Origin of the sequence: Cellulomonas sp. NPDC058312, from assembly GCF_042880135.1 — a bacterium.
Taxonomy (GTDB): domain Bacteria; phylum Actinomycetota; class Actinomycetes; order Actinomycetales; family Cellulomonadaceae; genus Cellulomonas.
Window position 1 is genome coordinate 115670 of record NZ_JBHVZE010000001.1, and the last position, 19950, is coordinate 135619.

Annotated in this window: 17 protein-coding genes; 8 read left to right on the forward strand and 9 right to left on the reverse strand. The window is 75.6% G+C overall.

Annotated elements, in window-relative coordinates:
* Positions 1 to 12: 12 nt before the first annotated feature.
* From ACFVXN_RS00565 to ACFVXN_RS00580, 4 genes are all read left to right on the forward strand, one after another.
* Positions 13 to 666 (forward strand): PilZ domain-containing protein, encoded by a 654-nt coding sequence (locus tag ACFVXN_RS00565; protein ID WP_389225651.1) that lies wholly within the window; start codon positions 13 to 15, stop codon positions 664 to 666.
* Between the two features lie 77 nt (positions 667 to 743).
* Complete coding sequence (locus ACFVXN_RS00570; RefSeq protein ID WP_389225654.1) at positions 744 to 2375, forward strand: DEAD/DEAH box helicase; 1632 nt, start codon at positions 744 to 746, stop codon at positions 2373 to 2375.
* A 192-nt stretch (positions 2376 to 2567) separates the two neighbouring features.
* Positions 2568 to 2984, forward strand: a complete 417-nt coding sequence (msrB, locus tag ACFVXN_RS00575) for a peptide-methionine (R)-S-oxide reductase MsrB (protein WP_389225657.1) — start codon at positions 2568 to 2570, stop codon at positions 2982 to 2984.
* A 65-nt stretch (positions 2985 to 3049) separates the two neighbouring features.
* Complete coding sequence (locus ACFVXN_RS00580) at positions 3050 to 3946, forward strand: NERD domain-containing protein (RefSeq protein ID WP_389225660.1); 897 nt, start codon at positions 3050 to 3052, stop codon at positions 3944 to 3946.
* 27 nt (positions 3947 to 3973) lie between these two features.
* Here ACFVXN_RS00580 and ACFVXN_RS00585 read toward each other — a convergent pair whose 3' ends face one another.
* The 7 genes from ACFVXN_RS00585 to ACFVXN_RS00615 all read right to left on the reverse strand — a co-directional run bounded on the left by ACFVXN_RS00585 (position 3974) and on the right by ACFVXN_RS00615 (position 11842).
* Positions 3974 to 4444 (reverse strand): MarR family winged helix-turn-helix transcriptional regulator, encoded by a 471-nt coding sequence (locus tag ACFVXN_RS00585; RefSeq protein ID WP_389225663.1) that lies wholly within the window; start codon positions 4442 to 4444, stop codon positions 3974 to 3976.
* 79 nt (positions 4445 to 4523) lie between these two features.
* Positions 4524 to 6245 (reverse strand): MFS transporter, encoded by a 1722-nt coding sequence (locus tag ACFVXN_RS00590; protein ID WP_389225666.1) that lies wholly within the window; start codon positions 6243 to 6245, stop codon positions 4524 to 4526.
* 113 nt (positions 6246 to 6358) lie between these two features.
* On the reverse strand, positions 6359 to 6859 hold the full coding sequence (locus ACFVXN_RS00595) for a MarR family winged helix-turn-helix transcriptional regulator (protein ID WP_389225669.1): 501 nt from the start codon (positions 6857 to 6859) through the stop codon (positions 6359 to 6361).
* A 355-nt stretch (positions 6860 to 7214) separates the two neighbouring features.
* Entirely contained in the window at positions 7215 to 9056 is a 1842-nt protein-coding gene (locus tag ACFVXN_RS00600; protein WP_389227792.1) for a gamma-glutamyltransferase family protein, read from the reverse strand.
* A gap of 103 nt (positions 9057 to 9159) precedes the next feature.
* Positions 9160 to 9744 carry a YdeI family protein gene (locus ACFVXN_RS00605; RefSeq protein ID WP_389225672.1) on the reverse strand — a complete coding sequence of 195 codons (585 nt, stop codon included), beginning with the start codon at positions 9742 to 9744 and terminating at the stop codon, positions 9160 to 9162.
* Positions 9745 to 9753: 9 nt separating this feature from the next.
* The gene (locus ACFVXN_RS00610; RefSeq protein WP_389225675.1) at positions 9754 to 11277 is read right to left on the reverse strand and encodes an APC family permease; all 1524 of its coding nucleotides are present in this window, start codon (positions 11275 to 11277) and stop codon (positions 9754 to 9756) included.
* A 103-nt stretch (positions 11278 to 11380) separates the two neighbouring features.
* Positions 11381 to 11842, reverse strand: a complete 462-nt coding sequence (locus ACFVXN_RS00615) for a tRNA (cytidine(34)-2'-O)-methyltransferase (RefSeq protein ID WP_389225678.1) — start codon at positions 11840 to 11842, stop codon at positions 11381 to 11383.
* A gap of 89 nt (positions 11843 to 11931) precedes the next feature.
* Here ACFVXN_RS00615 and mgrA point away from each other — a divergent pair, with 89 nt between their 5' ends.
* The gene (gene mgrA, locus ACFVXN_RS00620; protein ID WP_389225681.1) at positions 11932 to 12972 is read left to right on the forward strand and encodes an L-glyceraldehyde 3-phosphate reductase; all 1041 of its coding nucleotides are present in this window, start codon (positions 11932 to 11934) and stop codon (positions 12970 to 12972) included.
* Entirely contained in the window at positions 12969 to 13790 is an 822-nt protein-coding gene (locus ACFVXN_RS00625; RefSeq protein WP_389225684.1) for an alpha/beta fold hydrolase, read from the forward strand. Before mgrA ends, ACFVXN_RS00625 begins: the two co-directional genes overlap by 4 nt.
* A 111-nt stretch (positions 13791 to 13901) precedes the next feature.
* Here the strand turns inward: ACFVXN_RS00625 and ACFVXN_RS00630 are convergent, their stop codons facing one another.
* A complete protein-coding gene (locus ACFVXN_RS00630) occupies positions 13902 to 14861 on the reverse strand; it encodes an AEC family transporter (RefSeq protein ID WP_389225687.1) in 960 nt (319 codons plus the stop codon).
* The gene (gene recQ / locus ACFVXN_RS00635) at positions 14861 to 17029 is read right to left on the reverse strand and encodes a DNA helicase RecQ (protein ID WP_389225690.1); all 2169 of its coding nucleotides are present in this window, start codon (positions 17027 to 17029) and stop codon (positions 14861 to 14863) included. Before recQ ends, ACFVXN_RS00630 begins: the two co-directional genes overlap by 1 nt.
* A gap of 607 nt (positions 17030 to 17636) precedes the next feature.
* On the opposite strand from recQ, the gene mgtE reads away from it, so the two are divergent.
* On the forward strand, positions 17637 to 19037 hold the full coding sequence (gene mgtE, locus ACFVXN_RS00640) for a magnesium transporter (RefSeq protein ID WP_389225693.1): 1401 nt from the start codon (positions 17637 to 17639) through the stop codon (positions 19035 to 19037).
* A gap of 24 nt (positions 19038 to 19061) precedes the next feature.
* Complete coding sequence (locus ACFVXN_RS00645; RefSeq protein ID WP_389225696.1) at positions 19062 to 19853, forward strand: IclR family transcriptional regulator; 792 nt, start codon at positions 19062 to 19064, stop codon at positions 19851 to 19853.
* Positions 19854 to 19950 lie beyond the last annotated feature (97 nt).

Sequence of the window (19950 nt, forward strand, 5' to 3'; positions counted from 1 at the left end):
GACCTCGCCCCCATGCACGAGCTCGCCCTCTGCGCCGTCGAGACGGACGACCGCACCGTGCTGAGCGGGTACGTCCGCACGTTCGAGGACGGCGTGCTCTGGGTCGGCACCGAGGGGCTCGTGCGCGGCGTCGGCGAGGACGAGACCTACCTGCTGCGTGTCCTGGACGACGCCCGCGGCGAGTGCGTCTACCAGGGCACGGTCGCGCGCGTCTCCGGCGACACGGTCGCGTTCGTCGAGGTGGAGCTGCTGTCGACGCTCCAGAAGCGCGAGGTCGCGCGGGTCGCCGTGTCCGTCGAGTGCGAGGGCTACGCCCGGGTCGCGACCGACGACGACGCCCCCGGTGCGCACACGCCGGACCCCGAGGACGGGGACAAGGACGCCGACGAGATCCGTGTGACGTTCACCGTGCTCGACGTGTCCGCGCACGGGATGCGTATGATGAGTCAGACCGTGCTGCCGGAAGGCAGCATGGTGAGGTTCGTCTTCCCCGAGCTGTCGGACGCGTTCTGGCTGCAGGCGGTCGTCGTCCGTGCCCAGCCCTCGCGCACCGGGACGCACTACGGCTGCCGGTTCGTGGAGACCTCCCCGCGGGAGACGGACGAGCTCTTCCGTTACGTCCTGCGCACGCAGGGCGCCCTGCGCCGCCAGCAGAAGCTCGCCTGACTGAGCCGCCGGCGCCGGTCGCCGCCCCGTACGTGGGGACGACGGACCCGACCCGACGCCGGAAAGGCGACCCCTCCATGCCCAGCTTCACCGACCTCGGTGTGCCCGCCGCGCTCGCACGTTCCCTCGAGCAGCGCGGCATCACCGAGCCGTTCCCCATCCAGGCGGCCACGCTGCCCGACACCCTCGCCGGCCGCGACGTGCTCGGCCGCGGCCGCACCGGCTCCGGCAAGACCATCGCGTTCGCGCTGCCGGTCGTCGCCCGCCTGTCGGACTCCAAGGCGCAGCGCGCCAAGGCCCGACCGCGCGCGCTGATCCTCGCGCCGACCCGCGAGCTCGCCACCCAGATCCACGCGACCATCGAGCCGCTGGCCGCCGTCACCCGCCTCAGCTCGACCACCGTCTTCGGCGGCGTCGCGCAGAGCCGCCAGGTGTCCGCGCTCAACGGCGGCATCGACATCCTCGTCGCCTGCCCCGGCCGGCTCGAGGACCTCATCAAGCAGGGCCTGTGCTCGCTCGACTCCGTCGAGATCACCGTCCTCGACGAGGCCGACCACATGGCCGACCTCGGGTTCCTGCCCGTCGTGAAGCGCCTGCTCGACCAGACCCCGCGCGGCGGCCAGCGGCTGCTGTTCTCCGCGACGCTGGACAACGGCGTCGACACCCTGGTCAAGCGGTACCTCGACCGGCCGACCACGCACTCGGTCGACCCCGACGCCGCCGCGGTCAGCACGATGACCCACCACGTGCTGGTCGTCTCCGACGCGGACGCCAAGAAGTCGGTCGTCACCGAGCTCGCCTCCGGCGTCGGCCGCCGCGTGCTGTTCACCCGCACCAAGCACCAGGCCAAGAAGCTCGCCAAGCAGCTCACCCAGGACGGCATCCCCGCCGTCGACCTCCAGGGCAACCTCGGCCAGGGCGCGCGCGAGCGCAACCTCGCGGCGTTCACGTCCGGCGAGGTCAAGGTGCTGGTCGCCACCGACATCGCCGCGCGCGGCATCCACGTCGACGACATCGAGCTCGTCGTGCACGTCGACCCGCCGGCCGAGCACAAGGCGTACCTCCACCGCTCCGGGCGCACCGCCCGCGCGGGCTCCGGCGGCGACGTCGTCACCGTGCAGCTGCCCGAGCAGGCCGGCGACGTCCGCGACCTGACCCGCAAGGCGAAGATCACCGTCACCCCGCAGCGCGTCGCCCCGGGCTCGCCCGTGATCGCCGCGCTGGTCGGCGACGTCGCGGCCCGGGTCGCCCCGTCCGCGGCCCCCACGGTCCCGGCCCCGGCGCGGCAGCGCGCCGCGGGCACCGGAACCTCCGGCCCGGGTCGGCAGCGCCGGCGTGGCGGTGCCGGCGGCGGTCGCCCGGCCGAGCAGTCCTCCCGTCCCGCCGAGGGCGGTCGCGGGCGCGGCGGCTCCGGGGGCGGCGCGGCGTCCGGCGGCGCGCGCTCCGGCGGCGCCGGTCGCGGTCGCGGCCAGGGCGTCCCGGCGCTCGGCGGCTCGATGGTCCGGTGGAGCTCCGGCGGCGACGCCCCGTCCACGGGCGGCTCCGGGCACGCCGGCGGCGGCGCGCGGTCCGGCGGTGCCCCGCGGTCCGGTGCGGCGCGGTCCGGCGCCCCGGCGCGGTCCGGCGGCGGCGCACGGTCCGGCGGCGGCGAGGGCGGCGGGCGCGGTCGTGGTCGCGGCGGCGCCGGTCGTGGTCGCGCGGGCCAGTAACGACCTGAGCAGCACGTCGTCGACGGGCGGCGCGGGGACCGGCGGACAGCCGGCCCGCGCCGCCCGTCGGCGTCTGCGCGACCCCGGCCGCGCGCCGCGAGCGCGCGGAACACCCGGGCGCGCCACGATGTTCACCCACCTGCGTGCACCGCGGCCGACCCGGTCCGGTGCCGTCACGAGAGGAGTGCCGCGATGACGGAGCAGAAGGCCTACGAGGTCACCAAGGACGAGCAGGAGTGGCGGGTCGAGCTGAACCCCGCCGAGTTCCAGGTGCTGCGCCTGGCCGGCACGGAGCGGCCGTGGACCGGCGAGCTGCTCGACGAGAACCGCGAGGGCGTGTACCGCTGTCGCGGCTGCGGGAACGAGCTGTTCCGCTCGGACACGAAGTTCGACTCCCACTGCGGGTGGCCGAGCTTCTTCTCGCCGCTCGCCGGGGACAAGGTCGAGCTGATCGAGGACCGGTCGCTCGGCATGGTCCGCACCGAGGTGCGGTGCGCCCGCTGCGGGTCGCACCTGGGGCACGTCTTCGACGACGCGCCGCAGACACCGACGGGTGACAGGTTCTGCATGAACTCGGTGTCGCTGACGTTCGAGCCCGCCGTAAACTGACCGCCATGTGGGGGAGGGCGGCGCGGATGCTTCAGGGACGGTCCGGCGCTGCCGATATCCCGGACGTGGAGCAGGCTCTGATCGTCCGTCGGTGGCGCCGTTACGGTGCCGACCGGCTCTACGTCACGGCCGAGACCGGGGCGCCGCTGGGCAGCGTCGACCTGGCGACCGGCGAGGTCGCCGTCGAGCCCGAGGTGGCGGCCCTCGAGGGCGCCGGCGTCGAGGACGCCGTGCGCGGCGCCGCGCAGGCCTACCTGCGCGCGGACGTCCCCGAGCTGGTCCTGCCCGCCTCCGCCGTCCTCCCCGAGGACACCGAGCCCGAGCCGGAGCCGGTGCGTCGCCCCCGCGGGCGGCGCGCCGCGCCCGGGTCCGCCGACGCCGTCGTCCTCGACCCCGCCTGCGGGGACGAGCAGCCCGGCCGCGGCCGGCACCGCGCGGTCGACCTCGTCAGCCCGCGCGCCGACGGCGAGCCCCGCGGCATGGACGAGACGCTGTGCGACCGGCTGGACCGGCTGCAGCTCGCCGGCTGGCACGTGCTGCACGACGTCCCCGTGGGCCGCCAGGGCTCGGTCGTCGGGCACCTGCTCATCGGGCCCCCCGGCGCGTTCGCCGTCGCGGAGCGCCCCCGCTCGGACGAGGAGGTGTTCGTCGTCGACGGCCGGTCGCTGTCCGCCGACGGCCACGCCGTCTCCGACCTGCGCGCCGTCCGCCTCACCGCCGCCCGCGCGGGCTCGCTGCTGCGCACCGCCGTCGGCACGCCGGTGGCCGTCCGGGGCGTGCTCGTGGTGCACGGCATCGTCGAGGTCCGCCGGCCGTCGCCGTACGAGTCCCTGGTCGTCGACGACGCGCAGGTGCCGGACGTCTTCACGTCGATGCCCGGGCACTGGACGCCCGGCCGGGTGGACGCCGTCACCGCCATCGCCCGTCGCCGGAGCACCTGGGCGCTCGACCGCGCGCTCTGAGCGGGGCGCGCAGCAGCCTGGGCGTGCCTAGACCCCCGGGGCCGCCGGCCGCGGCGGGTTCGCGGTCATCGAGTCGTTGAGCCGGTGCATCTGGTCGGCGAGCAGCTCCCGCTCCTGCGGCGACCACGACTCCAGCACGCGCCCCAGGTACGCCCAGCGCGCCTCGCGGGCGGCCTCGACGCGGCGTCCGCCCTCGGGCGTGACGCGGATCAGCTGACCGCGGGAGTCGTCCGGGTCGGGCCGGCGCTCGATGAGCCCGATCTGCTCCATCCGCCCGAGCTGGCGCGACATCGTGCCGCGGCCCACGCCGATGTGCTCCGCGAGCTCGCTGGCCCGGACGTCGGGCTCCCGCTCGATCCGGGCGAGCAGCGGGTACGCCGACGGCTCCAGGTCCGGGTGCACGCTGCGCGCGAGCCGCTCGGCCGAGGCGCGCGCCCGCCGCAGCAGCAGGCCGAGCTCGGACTCGAGGCGCACGACGGGGTCGTCAGGGGTGTCCACCCGGCCATTGTGGCCGACACGCACGACGCCCGGGCCGTCGGGGGACGGGCCGGGCGTCGTGCGTCGTGCGTGCTGCCGGTCAGGCGCGGGTGCCTGCCGGGGCGTCGGCGGGGGCGGCGGCCTGCGCGGCCTCGGCCTCGGCCTGCGCGCCGGCGGCCTGCTGCGCGCCGGGGGTGCCGGCCTCGGCGACGTCGGCTGCCGTGTCGGAGTCGAGGAGCTGCTCCACGCCGCTGCGGCGGCCGAGCGGGACCTCCTGGAGGAACAGCACCGCGATCAGCGCGACCACGCCGAGCGGGACCGCGTAGAGGAACAGGTCCGCGATGCCGTGGCCGTACGACGACTCCACGATCGACCGCACCGGCTCCGGGATGCTGGACACGTCGGGCACCGAGGAGGTGCCGCCGCCGAGCGCCGACGGGTCGATGCCCGCCGCGAGCAGCCCGTCGGTCAGGTACGCGGTGATCCGGTTGCCGAGCACCGCGCCGAGCGCCGAGACGCCGATCGCGCCGCCGAGCGTCCGGAAGAACGCGACCGTGGCCGTGCCGGAGCCGATCTCGGAGACGTCCAGGATGTTCTGCACCGCGAGCACGAGGTTCTGCATCAGCATGCCGACGCCCGCGCCCATGACGAACATGTACAGACTGACCAGCACGAAGCTCGTGTCGAACCGGATCGTGCCCATCAGCGCCAGGCCGGCGGTCAGCGCGACCGCGCCGGCGACCATGAAGCCCTTGTAGCGGCCGTACTTCGTGATGAGGCGCCCCGCGACCGTGGACGACAGGAACAGGCCCAGGATCATCGGGACGGTCAGCAGGCCGGACTCGGTCGGCGTCTTGCCTCGCGCCACCTGCATGTACTGGCTGAGGAACACCGAGGTGCCGAACATCGCCACGCCCACCGCGACGGACGCGATGACGGACAGGACGACGGTGCGGTTCTTGAACAGGTGCATCGGGATGATCGGGTCGGCGACCTTGGTCTCGACCACGACGGCCACGGCGAGGACGACGAGCGCGCCGAGCACCATCACGGCGGTCTGCCAGGACAGCCAGTCGAAGTTCGTGCCCGCGAACGTCACCCAGAGCAGCAGGGTCGCGATGCCCGCCGAGATCAGGGCGGCGCCCCAGTAGTCGATCGACACGACCTTCCGGGCGCGCTTCGGCAGGTGCAGGGTGCGCTGGAGCACGATGATCGCGGCGACCGCGAACGGCAGGCCGACGAAGAAGTTCCAGTGCCAGCTCAGCGTGTCGGTCAGGACGCCGCCGAGCAGCGGGCCGCCGACCATGCCGACGCCCATGATGCCGCCCATCAGACCCATGTACTTGCCGCGCTCGCGCGGGCTGAGGATGTCGGCGATCAGGACGGTCGCGAGGGCCGTGAGGCCACCGGCGCCGATGCCCTGGAGGGCGCGCATGCTGATGAGGAACCCGACGCCCTGGGAGAACCCGGCCGCCGCGGAGGACAGCACGGAGATGACCAGCGCGAGCTGGATGAGGAGCTTGCGGTCGACGAGGTCGGCCAGCTTGCCCCAGATCGGGGTCGTGATCGTGGTGGTGAGCAGGGTCGCGACGACGACCCAGGTGTAGGACGACTGGGAGCCGTTCAGGTCGCTGACGATCTTCGGCAGCGAGCTCGACACGACGCTCGTGGCCAGGATCGACACGAACATCCCCAGCAGGATGCCGGAGAGCGACTCCATCACCTGACGGTGGTTCATCGCGGGGGCGGGGGCGTCGGTGGGGGACGCGGTGGCCGGGGAGGTCACCGGTGCGGGGCTCTCGGCCCGGGTGGTGCTGGACATGGGGACTCTGCTTTCGACGGTGGTGCGGTGCCCGGCGTCGGCGGCGGACGTGAGGGTGGTGGTGCTGCGCGCCCGGGGGGACGCGTGATCGGTGGGGCGCGGGGCCCGGTGGCTCAGGTGGCCGTGGCGACGAGGTCGCGGTCGGCCGCGACGTCGTCGGTGAGCGCGGGCCCGATGCCGGCGACGGAGTCCGACACCCGCTCGATCACCGCGACCGCCTCGGCGAGGTCCTCGGGCGTCCAGGCGCCGAAGATCCGCGCCGCGCGCTCGTCGAGGGTCTGCTTGGTCGTCGCGGTGAACTGCCGGCCCTGCTCGGTGAGGCGGACGGTGCGGACGCGGCGGTCGGTGCCCGGCGCGTCCGGGGTGGTGCGCTCGGCGTAGCCGGCGTCGACGAGCTGGCTGGCCTGGCGGCTGGCCACGGAGATGTCGACGTGCAGGTGCTGCGCCAGGTCCCCGATGCCGAGCGCCCCGCGCTTGTCGAGCAGCCACAAGGTGCTCAGGGCCGCCCGGGGGCAGTCGAGCTCGCGGGCCATCTCGGTCGCGACCTCGCGCTGCACCCGCTGCAGGCGGGCGATCGCGTCGACGAGCGCGCGGTGGGTCAGGGTGCTGGGCACAGGGGGGACCTCTCTTGGTTGCTGCAGGCAAACTATCACAACGGTTGCGTGGGGCAACTTGTTCCCCGGGGCGGCGGTCCTGGGTCGGTTCTGCTGCCCGGGGTGGATCCACCCGGGGAGTGGAGTCACCGCGACGGCGCGCGTCGGCCAGTCGCCCCGGGTGGATCCACACGGCGCGAGCTGCCGCGGCGTGTGGAGTCGATTTGACGGCGCGCGTCGGCGAGTCGCACCGGGTGGATCCACACGGCGCGAGCTGCCGCGGGGTGTGGAGTCGATCTGACGGCGCGCGTCGGCGAGTCGCACCGGGTGGATCCACCCGGGTGGGGTGGGGCGGGGGTCGGGGTCCGGGGCGGGGTCAGCGGCCGGCGGCGTAGCCCTGCATGCCGCGGGGGTTGGCGGCGGCGTGCAGGAGGCCGTCGGGGCGGCGGCCCGCGGCGCTGACGCGGCCGAGCGACCACGGGCCGGCGTCGTGGACGGCGTGGCCGCGACGGGCCAGGTCGGCGAGCACGTCCGCGCCGAGCCGCGACTCGACCTCGACGCCCCGCCGGGTGCTGGTGCGCGGGTGGAACGAGGACGGCACCTGCGTCGAGTGCCAGCCGGGGGCGTCGATGGCGGCCTGCAGGTCGAGCCCGCCGACCAGGTGGTGCAGGAGGAACGGGATCGTCCACTGGTCCTGCTGGTCGCCGCCGGGGGTGCCGAACGCGAACCCGCTGCCGTCCGGGCGCAGGACCAGGCCGGGGCTCAGGGTGGTCCGGGGTCGGCGGCCGGGGGCGAGCGACGACGGCAGCCCGGGCTCGAGCCAGAACATCTGGGCGCGCGTCGGCAGGCCGAACCCGAGGCCCGGCACGACGGGCGAGCTCTGCAGCCAGCCGCCGGACGGGGTCGCGGACACGAGGTTGCCCCACCGGTCGACGACGTCGACGTGGCAGGTGTCGCCCCGGGTCTCGCCGCCGGGCCGGACGTCCAGGGCGGGGCCGTCGACCGGCGTCGGCCCGGGCCCAGGCCCAGGCCCGCGGGTGGGCTCACCCGTCCCGACCGCGCCGACCGCGCCCGCGTCCTCGAACCGGCCCGGCCACACCGGCGCGCCGTCGGGGCCCGCGGTGGGCGTGCCGAACAGGGTCGCGAGCCGCGGGGTCCTGCCGGCGGGGGAGCCCGGGCGCACGCCGTCGGCGGCCTCGGGCCCGACCAGGCGCGCGCGCTGTTCGGCGTACGCGGGGTCGAGCAGCGCGGCGAGCGGGACGTCGCGGTCAGCGGGGTCGCCGTACCAGGCCTCCCGGTCGGCGAACGCCAGCTCCGTGACCTCCAGCGCGGTGTGCACGAGCTCTGCCGACCCGAGGTCCGCGTCCGCGACGCCCAGCGCGTCGAGCATCTGCAGCTGCTGGAGCAGCACCGGCCCCTGGCCCCAGGCCGCGGTCTTGTGCACCCGCACGCCGGCGAAGTCGACGGCGACGGTCGGCTCCTCGGTGGCGCGCCAGCCGGCGAGGTCGTCGGCGGTGAGCAGCCCGGCGTGCGCGGTGCCGGACGAGTCGAGCACAGGGGTCCGGACGTGCGCGGCCACGGCCTCGGCGACGAACCCCTCGTAGAACGCGCGCCGCGCCGCCTCGATCTGCGCCAGACGGTCGGCGCCCGCGGCCTGCGCCTCGGCCAGCACCCGGGTGTACGTCGCGGCGAGGTCGGGGTTGGTGAACCGCGCGCCGGCCTCGGGCACGGACCCGCCCGGCAGGTAGACCGCCGCGGAGGTGGGCCAGTGCTCGGCGAACAGCCGCTCGACGGTCCGGATCGTCCGCACCGCCGCGGGCACCAGCGGGTAGCCGTCGCGCGCGTAGCCGATCGCGGGGGACAGGACGTCGGCCAGCGGCAGCGTGCCGTACCGGGCGAGCAGGTCGAGCCACGCCCCGAACGCGCCCGGCACGACCGCCGCGAGTTGCCCGGTGCCGGGGACGACGTCGAGCCCGAGGTCGGTGTACGCCTCGATGGTCGCGCCGGCGGGCGCCGTGCCCTGGCCGTCGACGACGAACGTGCGCCCGTCGGCCGCCCGGTGCCCGATGATCGGCGCGTCGCCCCCGGGGCCGTTCAGATGCGGCTCGACCACCTGCAGCGTGAACCCCGCGGCGGCGGCCGCGTCGAACGCGTTCCCGCCCGCCTCGAGCACGGACATCCCGACGGCGCTGGCGAGCCAGTGCGTGGAGGCGACCATGCCGTGCGTGCCGACGAGCTCGGGGCGGGTGGTGAACACGGGCGGCTCCTCGCGAGCGGGGGTGGGGGCGGTGTCGTCCACCGTACGTGCCCGACCGTGGTGGTCACCGCCGCGCGGGCACGCCCTCGGCCGCCAGCCGCGCGGCCTCCGCCACGCGTGCCGCCCGGGTCCCGGGGCGCCGCGCGTCGACCAGCCAGCGCAGCACCGCCTTGCGCGCGCCGGGCCGGAACCCGTCCCAGCGGTCCCGTGCGCCGGGGAGGGCGTCGAGGGCCGCCACCAGGTCGTCGGGGAGGACCAGCGCCTCGACGTCGTCGTGCCGCGTCCACGACCCGTCGGCGCGCGCGGCGGCGATCACCGCGGCGCCCGCGGGCTGCATCCGGCCCGCGGCCTCGAGGCGGGCGACCCGCTCCTTGCTGAGCCGGGACCAGACGCTGCCGGGCCGCCGCGGGGTGAACCACAGCAGGGTCACCTCGTCGTCGGGCGCCCAGGCCTGGCCGTCGATCCAGCCGACCGCGAGGGCCTCCTCGACCATCGCCTCGTAGCCGAACGTCGGCCGGCCGGTCGCGGGCTTCCAGCGCGCGAGCCACACGCCGGCCGAGGTGCCGTGGTGCTCGGCGAGCCAGTCACGCCACTGCTCGGGCGTCTCCGCGTGGAAGCGGGGCGCGTCCCGGAGCCGGCCGGTCGGCACGGTCGGGCCTCAGTGCCCGCCGGTCGGGGCGGGCAGCTCGACGGCCGGGTCGGGGGCCTCGCCGCGGCCGACCCGCGAGTGCCGGTAGGAGTACAGCGCGTAGATGACGATGCCGACGGCCAGCCACGCGGCGAACCGCAGCCAGGTCAGCGTCGTCAGGTTCGACATCAGCCACAGGCAGGCGACGCCGGAGATGATCGGCAGCGCGGGCGACCACGGGACCTTGAAGCCGCGGGTGAGGTCGGGCCGGGTGCGGCGCAGGATCGGGATGCCGAAGCTGACCAGCACGAACGCGGACAGCGTGCCGATGTTGATCATCTCCTCGAGCAGCTCGACCTTCGACAGCCCGGCGATCGCCGCGACGACGATCCCCGCGCCGACCTGCAGGCGGATCGGCGTCTTGTACTTGCGCGAGGTGCGGGAGATGCCGCGGGGCAGCAGGCCGTCGCGGCTCATCGCGAACACGATCCGGGTCAGGCCGAGCAGCAGCACCATGATGACGGAGGTCAGTCCGACGAGGATGCCGATGGAGATGACCTTGCCGGCCCAGTCGGCCCCGACCAGCACGAACGCGGTGGTCAGCGACGGGGACCCGGACGCGGCGAGGTCGGTGTAGGACACCATGCCGGTGACCACGACGGTGACCAGGATGTAGAGCACGGTGACGATGGCGAGACCGCCGAGGATGCCGCGGGGGACCGCACGCTGCGGGTTCTTCGTCTCCTCCGCGGTGGTCGCGACGACGTCGAACCCGATGAACGCGAAGAACACCAGCGCCGCGCCGGACAGCAGGCCCATGACGCCGTAGGTCGACGGGTCGAACCCGGACAGGAACGCGAACAGCGGCTGGTGCAGACCGGACTGGCTCTCCGCGGGCTGCGACGGCGGGATGAACGGCGTGTAGTTCTCGGCGCGGACGTAGAAGAAGCCCGCGACGATGACGAACAGCGTGATGCCGACCTTGATGATCGTGAACACGCTGTTGATCCGGGTGCTGAGCTTGGTGCCGATCGCCAGCAGGGTGGTGAACACCCCGACGACGAGCACCGGGCCCCAGTCGAGGTCGACCGGCCCGAGGCTGACGGTGGTCGGGATGTCGACGCCGAACAGGGAGAACGCGTCGCCCAGGTACACGCCCCAGAACTTCGCGATCACCGCGGCCGCGAGCAGCATCTCGAGGATGAGGTCCCAGCCGATGATCCAGGCGACGAACTCCCCGGCGGTCGCGTAGGAGAACGTGTACGCCGACCCGGCGACCGGCAGCGTCGAGGCGAACTCGGCGTAGCACATGATCGCCAGGGCGCAGACGACGGACGCGATGAGGAACGAGACGATGACGCCCGGTCCGGCGTAGTTCGCGGCGGCGGTCGCGCCGACGGAGAAGATGCCCGCGCCGACCGCGACGGCGACGCCGAGGACGGCGAGGTCCCAGGCCGTCAGGTCCCGCTTGAGGGACCGGTCCGGGTCGTCCGTGGTGGCCAGCGAGTCCTCGACGGACTTCCGGCGCAGGATGCTGCGGTTCGTGGTGGCCACCGGGAGGCTCCCTCGGTCGACGGTGCGTGCCGCGTGAGCATGGCGGACCCCGTGCACCCCTGCACGGAATGGTCCGGCATGTAAGACCCGATCGGGCGACGTGTCAGATACCGCCCGGGAAGCCTAGCTGCCGCCAGGCCTCGTAGACAGCGGTGGCGGCCGCGTTGGTGAGGTTGAGCGACCGGCGGCCCGGTTGCATGGGGATGCGCAGCTGCTCGGTGACGCGGGGGTGCGCGAGGGCCTCGGGCGGCAGGCCGGTGGGCTCGGGGCCGAACAGCAGCGCGTCGCCGTCCTGGTAGGCGACGTCGGTGAACCGGGTCGTCGTGTGCGTGGTGAACGCGAACACCCGCCCGGGGAGCGCCGCCATCGCGGCGTCGAGGTCCGCGTGCACGACGACGTGCGCGAGGTCGTGGTAGTCGAGGCCGGCGCGCTTGAGGCGGGGCTCGTCCATCACGAACCCCAGCGGCTCCACGAGGTGCAGCGTCGCCCCCGTGGCAGCGGCCAGGCGGATGGCGTTGCCGGTGTTGCCGGGGATGCGGGGCTCGAAGAACACGACGTGCAGCACCGGGCGATCCTCTCACCTGCCGGGACGTCGGTGGCGGCGGCTAGCGTGGTCCCGGGTGCTCCCGCCCGCCTACGAGAAGAGGATCGTCGATGCCGACCATGCCCGTTCACCGCGCCGCGGACGACCGGTACGCGTCCATGCCGTACCGCCGCACCGGACGCAGCGGACTCGACCTGCCCGCGCTGTCGCTGGGTCTGTGGCACAACTTCGGCGACACCACGCCGATGGAGACGCAGCGCGCGGTCATCCGGCGGGCGTTCGACCTGGGCATCACGCACTTCGACCTCGCGAACAACTACGGCCCGCCCTACGGCTCGGCCGAGGCGAACTTCGGGCGGCACCTGGCGCAGGACCTCGCGCCCTACCGCGACGAGCTCGTCATCTCCTCCAAGGCCGGCTACGACATGTGGCCCGGGCCGTACGGCGACGGCGGCTCGCGGAAGTACCTGCTGTCCTCGCTCGACCAGTCGCTGACCCGGCTCGGTCTCGACTACGTCGACGTCTTCTACTCGCACCGGCCCGACCCGTCCGTCCCGCTGGAGGAGACGATGGGCGCGCTGCACACCGCCGTGACCAGCGGCAGGGCGCTGTACGCCGGGGTGTCGAACTACTCGCCGTCCCGGACGCGCGAGGCCGCGCGGATCCTCGCCGACCTGGGCACCCCGCTGCTGATCCACCAGCCGTCGTACTCGATGTTCAACCGGCACGTGGAGCAGGTCGCCGAGGGCGAGTCCGAGTCGCTGCTCGACGCCGTGGGCGACCTCGGCGTCGGCATGATCGTGTTCTCCCCGCTGCAGCAGGGGCTGCTCACCGGCCGCTACCTGTCTGGCGAGGTGCCCGCGGGCTCCCGCGCCGCGACCAGCCACTTCCTGTCGGCCGACACCATCGACGAGCCGTACCTGAGCCGGGCCCGGGCCCTGAACGAGATAGCCGCCGGCCGCGGGCAGTCCCTGGCGCAGCTCGCCCTGTCCTGGGTGCTGCGGGACGACCGCGTGACCTCGGCGATCATCGGCGCGTCCTCGGTCGCCCAGCTGGAGGACAACGTCGCCGCCCTGTCCGCGCCGCCGCTGTCCGCCGACGAGCTCGCGGCCATCGAGCCGCACGCCGTCGACGGCACCGCCCGCCGGTGAGCAGCACCGGGGGCCGTCGGGCGCCGGTGCCGGTCGTCCTGCTGCACGGGCTCACCGACTCGTCCGCCTGCTGGCCCACCGTCCTGCCCCGGTACGCCGCGGCGGGTCGGCGGGTCGTGGCGCTCGACGCCCGCGGGCACGGCGGCACGCCGCTGCCGGACGAGACGTTCTCGATCGGCGCGCTCGCCGCGGACGCCGCCCGCGCGCTGCGGGAGCTCGACCTCGGGCCGGCGCTGGTCGTCGGGCACTCGATGGGCGGGGTGACCGCCGAGGAGCTCGCGCTGGTGGCGCCCGAGCTGGTGGCCGGGCTGGTGCTCGAGGACCCGGCGTGGGTCGGGGCGGAGCCGGGCGCTGCCGCGGAGCCGGGCGCCGGGGCGGACCCGGGCGCTGCCGCGGACGCGGTGCACGCAGGCGGTGGCCGCCCCGCGTGGCTCGCCCCGGCGCTCGCCGCGGTCGCCGGGCGGTCGGTCGCCGAGATCGCGGCGGTCGGCCGGCGGGAGAACCCGGGCTGGTCGCCGGAGGAGGTCCTCGGGTGGGCGGACGCGAAGAGCCGCCTCGACCCGCGGCTCGCGGACGTGCCGCACGACTGGACCGGCCGCGACTGGGTGGGTGCGCTCGCGGACGTCCGTGTGCCCGTCACGCTGCTCACCGCGGCGCCGGGCGCGGGTGTCGTGACCCCCGCGCAGGCCGCCCGCGCGGCGGCGGTGCTGGGCGACCGCCTGACCCACGTCCCGGTCCCGTCGGCGGGCCACAACATCCGCCGCGACGCCCCCGCGGCGTACCTGGCGGCCCTCGACGCCGCGGTCGCCCGCGCCTGATCCACCCCGCGGGTCCCAGGTCGAGGGTTTCGTCACCGTGTGCGGCGTGTCGCCCGGCGTGTCGCGCGGAACCCTCGACCTCGGCTGCCGCGCGCCCGCGGGGAGCGCGGGTCAGCCGAGGACGGCCGCGACCACCAGGAGCGCCGGGACCGCGAGGACCGTCGTCACCAGGCCGGCGTCGCGGGACAGGGCGGTGCCGTGCCGGTACTGGATCGCGTACACGAGGACGTTCTGCGCGGTCGGCAGGGCCGAGACCACGGCGACCGCGAGCAGCGCGTGGCCCTCGAGGCCCATCAGCGTGCCGAGCCCGATCGCCAGCGCCGGGTGCACCACCGACCGGAGCACCGCGACCAGCACGACGTCCCCGCGCGGCGCCGACTCGGCCGCCACCCGGGGCGCGGCCAGCGACATCCCGAACGTCAGCAGCGCGAGCGGCGGGGCGGCGGCGCCCAGCATCGACAGCGGCTGGAACACCACGGCCGGCAGCGACCACGGCAGGGCGGCGAGCGCGAGCCCGGTCAGCGTGCCGATGATGACGGGGTTGCGCAGGGTCCGGCGGACGACCGAGCGCACGGCGGCGAACCGGTGCCGGTCGGTCGGGGTGGCGACGTCCGCGCCGCGGGCCCGGCGGTTCCGGGAGTCGAGGACGACCAGCGCGAGCGGGCCGAGCAGGAGCTGCTGGTAGAGCGTCGGCGGCACGACGCTGACGATGCTGCCCAGCAGGTACGCGGTCAGCGGGATCCCGATGTTCCCGGCGTTGACGTACGACGACGCGAGCACGCCCACGACGACGTCGCCCGCGGACCGGCGGCGCACCACCCCCAGCACCAGGGCCGCGACCAGCGCGACGACCGTGGTGCTCGCGAACGTCACCAGCGCCGACCGGGACACGAGGAGGTGCAGGTCCGCGTGCGCGATCGTGTCGACCAGCAGGGCGGGGGTCGCGACCGTGAACGCGGTCGCGGCGAGCACCCGCTGCGCGCCGTCGCCGAGCGCGCCCGTCCGTCCGACGAACCAGCCCACCCCGACGATGACGGCGATCGTGCCGAGCGCGGACAGGACGGCGAGCATCAGGCGCCGGTGCCGCCGTCCTGCGCGAACAGGCCCGACGCGGCGGCCGCGGCGGCGGTCTCCTCGGCGGTCGGCGGCTCGCGCCCCTCGACGGTGGCGATGACGCCCGGGCCGTAGCGGTCGAGCTTGGCCTGGCCGACCCCGCCGATCTGCGCGAGCGCGGTGACGTCGGTCGGGCGGGCCGTCGCGATGTCGCGCAGTGTGGCGTCGTGGAACACCACGTACGCGGGCACGCCCTGCTCCTTGGCGGTCGCTGCACGCCAGGCGCGCAGCCGCTGGAACAGCGCGGCGGCGTCGTCGCCGAGCTCGACCTCGGGGGCCGCGGCGGCCCGGCTGCGACCCCCGCCGCCGGATCGGGACGACCGCCCGGCGGGCTTCGCGTCGTGCCGCAGCGGGACGGGCCGGTCGCCGCGCAGCACCTCGGCGCTCGCCTCGGTGAGCCGCAGCGTCCCGTAGCCGTCGCCGTCCACGCCGAGCAGCCCCTGCGCGAGCACCTGGCGGACCACGCCGCGCCACTGCGTGTCGGACAGCTCGGCGCCCAGGCCGAACGTCGACAGGGCGGTGTGCCCGAGCTGCTCGATCCGCGGGGTGCGCTTGCCGACCAGGATGTCGACCAGGTGCCCGGCGCCGTAGTGCTGGTTCCGCTCGCGCTCCAGCCGGACGACCGTGGACAGCAGCTTCTGCGCGGGGACGGTGCCGTCCCAGGTCTCGGGCGGCGACAGGCAGGTGTCGCAGTTCCCGCACGGCCCGGTCTCCTGACCGAAGTACGCGAGCAGCTGCACGCGGCGGCAGGTGACGGTCTCGCAGAGCGCGAGCATCGCGTCGAGGTGCTGCGAGAGCCGGCGCTTGTGCGTCGCGTCGCCCTCGGACGTGTCGATCATGCGGCGCTGCTGGACGACGTCCTGCAACCCGTACGCGAGCCAGGCCGTCGACGGCTGCCCGTCGCGCCCGGCACGGCCCGTCTCCTGGTAGTAGCCCTCGACGGACTTCGGCAGGTCGAGGTGCGCGACGAACCGCACGTCCGGCTTGTCGATGCCCATGCCGAACGCGATGGTCGCGACCATGACCAGGCCGTCCTCGCGCAGGAACCGCGACTGGTTGCGCGCGCGCACCTGCCGGTCCAGGCCCGCGTGGTACGGCAGCGCGGGCACCCCGTTGGTGGACAGGAAGTCCGCGGTCTGCTCGACCGAGTTCCGGGACAGGCAGTAGACGATGCCGGCGTCGCCCGCGTGCTCGGTGCGCAGCAGGTCCAGGAGCTGCTGGCGCGGGCTGGCCTTCGGGACGATCCGGTACTGGATGTTCGGCCGGTCGAACGACGCGACGAACTGCCGCGCGTCGGTGAGCTCCAGCCGCTCGGCGATCTCGGTGCGCGTCGCGGCCGTCGCGGTGGCGGTGAGCGCGAGCCGCGGGACGCCCGGCCAGCGCTCGTGCAGCACGGACAGCTGCAGGTAGTCGGGCCGGAAGTCGTGGCCCCACTGGGACACGCAGTGCGCCTCGTCGATCGCGAACAGGCTGATCGCGGCGCGGTCCAGCAGCGCGAGCGTCTCCGGCACCCGCAGCCGCTCCGGGGCGAGGTAGAGCAGGTCGAGCTCCCCGTCGAGGAGCGCCTGCTCGACCGCGCGCCGCTGGCCGAGGTCCTGCGTGGAGTTGAGGAACCCGGCGCGCACGCCCAGCGCGGACAGGGCGTCGACCTGGTCCTGCATGAGCGCGATCAGCGGCGAGACGACCACGCCGGTGCCGGGGCGCACGAGCGCAGGCACCTGGTAGCAGAGCGACTTGCCGCCGCCGGTGGGCATGAGCACGAGGGCGTCGTCGCCGCGGACGACGGTGTCGATGATCTCGGCCTGCTCGCCGCGGAACGCGTCGTAGCCCCAGACCTCGCGGAGCACGTCGGCGGGGGAGCGGCCGGTGGTGGTGTCGTGCGCCGGGCGGGCGACGGGGCGTGCGACCGCCGGGTCGCCGTGGGCGGCGGCGTCACGGGCGGCGGCGTCGCGGGCGTCCCCGGGTGCGCTGCTGGTCCGGGCGGGCGACGCGACCGACGAGCGGGCGGCACGGCGCGCCGGCTCGGGCTCGTACGGCGGCTCCTCGGACGGGTCGTACGGGGGCTCGGCCGGCGGCTCGTCCGGGAAGGGCCACTCGTCGTCCCATGCCTGCGTCACGCCGTCCACCCTAGTGGCGGTGGGGGGACCGGCCGCCCTCGTCCACAGGCCCGACCGCGGGCACCCGAGCACCCACCGGTCGTCCTCGGGCGGGGGTTGGCACGGCCCGCGTCGCGGCGTACGGTGCCACCGGGCAGCCGGCCGACGGCGGCCCGGTACCGCACGACGCGAGGAGGTGGACGCATGGACGACAGCGCGAGCAGTCGGCATCCGTCGACGCCCGTCGTGCCGCGCACGCAGGCCTGAGCCGCCCCGCACCGGGGCGAGCCCGCCCGCGTGCGTCGCAGGGCCGGCGTCGTCGGAGCACCGGCGTCGCCCACGGGCGGCGCACCCGGTCCCCGCGCGCGTCCCCGCGCCGAGGGCCTCCGCCCGGGCCGAGCCCGGGATCCGCCACGGCCTCGCCGTGACGTCCGTCCGCCCCGCGACCTCCCGACCGTGCCGCGCCGCCCTCGGCGCGCCCGCCCGTGCCCCGCACGCGACGAGCGCGCCGCCGACGGTGCCGCACCGGTGCGGGGAGCGCCCGGCGGAGCACCGCCGCCCCGGCGCGCCCTCGGGCGCTCCGGGGCCCGGCGGCGCGGGCGTCCGCGCGCGGCCCCTCCCCGCCCAGGAGTGCGACATGACCCCCACCACCACCCGCACCAGCCGCAGCCCCGACGCGACGCTCCCGCTCGACCTGCACGACGTGGTCGCGATCGGCACCCGCCGGGCCCTCGAGGTCTGGCTCGCGTCGACCCCGGAGCCGCGCGCCCGCGCCGACGAGCTCGCGGACCTGTCCGACGCGCAGGTCCGGACCCTCGTCGGGCTGCTCGACCCCACCAGCGCCGCGGACCTGCTCGGCTCGCTCGACGCGCACGCCGTCGCCGAGGTCGTGCACGTCGTCCCGCCGACGGTGGCCGCCGGCCTCGTCGACGCGCTCGACCCGGACGAGGCCGCAGCGCTGCTGCGGGTGCTCCCGGACGCCGAGCGCGCGTCCGTGCTCGCGGCGCTGCCGGTGGTCCGGTCGGCCGTCGTCCGCGGGCTGCTCGCGTGGCCGGCGGAGTCCGCGGCCGCCCGGATGAACCCCGACGTCGTCACCGTCCGGCCCGCCATGACCGTCCGCGAGGCGGTCGACGCCCTGCGCGCGCAGCCCGCGTCCACGGCGGAGGCGGGCGAGGTCTACGTGACCGGCGACCCGGTCGCCGGGGACGGGGTCGCCCTGCTCGGTGTCGTGACGTTCCGCGACCTGGTGCTCGCCGAGCCGGGTGCCCGCGTCGCGGACCTGATGCGCGAGGACGTCGTGACCGTCGCGCCCGAGGCGGACCGGGAGGTCGCGGCCCGGCTGCTGCAGGACCACCAGCTCGCCGCGCTGCCGGTGGTGGACGACGGCCGCCTGGTCGGTGTCCTCACCGGGGACGACGTCGCGGACATCCTCGAGCGGGAGGCCACCGAGGACGCGGTGCGCCAGGGCGGCGCGGAGCCGCTCGACGTGCCCTACCTGCGGGCGACGCCGCTGATGCTCTGGCGCAAGCGGATCGTCTGGATGCTGGTGCTGTTCGTGGCGGAGATGTACACCGGCACCGTGCTGCGGTCGTTCGAGGACGAGCTGGAGACGGTCATCGCGCTCACGTTCTTCATCCCGCTGCTGATCGGCACCGGCGGGAACGCGGGGACCCAGATCACCACCACCGTGATCCGGGCGATGGCCGTGGGCGAGGTGCGGCTGCGGGACCTCGGGCGCGTCGTCCGCAAGGAGGTCGGCACCGGCCTGCTCGTGGCGGTGACGATCGCCGCGCTCGGCTGGGTGCGGGCGTGGATGCTCGGCGTCGGGCCCGAGGTGTCGCTGACCGTCGCGGTCACCGCGGCCGCGGTGATCGTGTGGGCGTCGCTCGTCGCGTCCGTGCTGCCCCTGCTGCTCCGCGCGGTGCGCGTCGACCCGGCCGTGGTGTCGGGGCCGATGATCACCACGCTGGTCGACGGCACCGGGCTGATCATCTACTTCGAGGTCGCCCGGCTGCTCATCTCGTCGATCGGCGGCTGACCGGCGCGCCGTAGGGTGGGCGCCGTGGTGGACGAGCAGGCCGACGGCGCGACGACGGCGGGGTCCCCGGTCGAGAGCGTCGACCGGGCCCTGCGCGCGCTCGACGTCGTCGCGGGCGCGGGTCCGGCGGGCATCGCGCTCGTCGACCTGGCCGCCGCGCTCGGGGTGCACAAGACGACCGTGCACCGGTCGCTCGCCGCGCTGCGGCACCGCGACTACGTCGCGCAGGACCCGCTCACCGGCAGGTACGGGCTCGGACCGGCGGCCGTCGGGCTCGCCGACCGGTACTTCGCCGAGGACGACCTGCCCGCCCGCCTGCACGGCGCGCTGACCGCACTGTGCGCCGCCACCGACGAGCTCGTGCACCTCGGGGTCCTGAGCGGCGTGCAGGTGGTGTACCTCGACAAGGTCGAGCCCGAGCGTCCGGTCCGCGTGTGGTCCGCCGTGGGCCGGCGCAACTGGGCGGCGACGACGGCGCTCGGGCGCGCGATGCTGGCGTTCCGGGACACCCCGGCGTCCGCGCTCGACGGGTACGTGGACGCCGTCGAGCCCGCCGGCCGGGTGGACGTCGCGCGCCTGGCCGACGAGCTCGCCCGGGCCCGCGACCGCGGGTACGCCGTGGAGCTGCAGGAGAACGAGCCGGGCATCGCCTGCCTCGCCGTCCCGGTGCTCCGGGGCAGCCGGCCGGTGGCGGCGCTCAGCGTCACCGCGCCCGCCGACCGGATGACCCCCGCGCGCATGGCCGACCTGCACGGCCGGGTCCGCGCTGTCGTGCCCCCGCTGCTCCCCGCCGGCCTGGCGCTGCCCCCGGCCTGACGCCACCCCGGGTCACCGGCGCGCGGGCGTCCGCCGCCGAGGTAGGACCGGCGCGTCGACTTCCGACGCCGAGGTAGGTCCGGCGCGTCGACTTCCG

Excerpts from the sequence above, each read along its gene's own strand:
- ACFVXN_RS00565 (WP_389225651.1), top strand. The coding sequence starts at position 13 with ATGCACGAGCTCGCCCTCTGCGCCGTCGAGACGGACGACCGCACCGTG.
- ACFVXN_RS00570 (WP_389225654.1), top strand. The coding sequence starts at position 744 with ATGCCCAGCTTCACCGACCTCGGTGTGCCCGCCGCGCTCGCACGTTCC.
- msrB (WP_389225657.1), top strand. The coding sequence starts at position 2,568 with ATGACGGAGCAGAAGGCCTACGAGGTCACCAAGGACGAGCAGGAGTGG.
- ACFVXN_RS00590 (WP_389225666.1), bottom strand. The coding sequence starts at position 6,245 with ATGTCCAGCACCACCCGGGCCGAGAGCCCCGCACCGGTGACCTCCCCG.
- ACFVXN_RS00600 (WP_389227792.1), bottom strand. The coding sequence starts at position 9,056 with ATGGTCGCCTCCACGCACTGGCTCGCCAGCGCCGTCGGGATGTCCGTG.
- mgrA (WP_389225681.1), top strand. The coding sequence starts at position 11,932 with ATGCCGACCATGCCCGTTCACCGCGCCGCGGACGACCGGTACGCGTCC.
- ACFVXN_RS00630 (WP_389225687.1), bottom strand. The coding sequence starts at position 14,861 with ATGCTCGCCGTCCTGTCCGCGCTCGGCACGATCGCCGTCATCGTCGGG.
- mgtE (WP_389225693.1), top strand. The coding sequence starts at position 17,637 with ATGACCCCCACCACCACCCGCACCAGCCGCAGCCCCGACGCGACGCTC.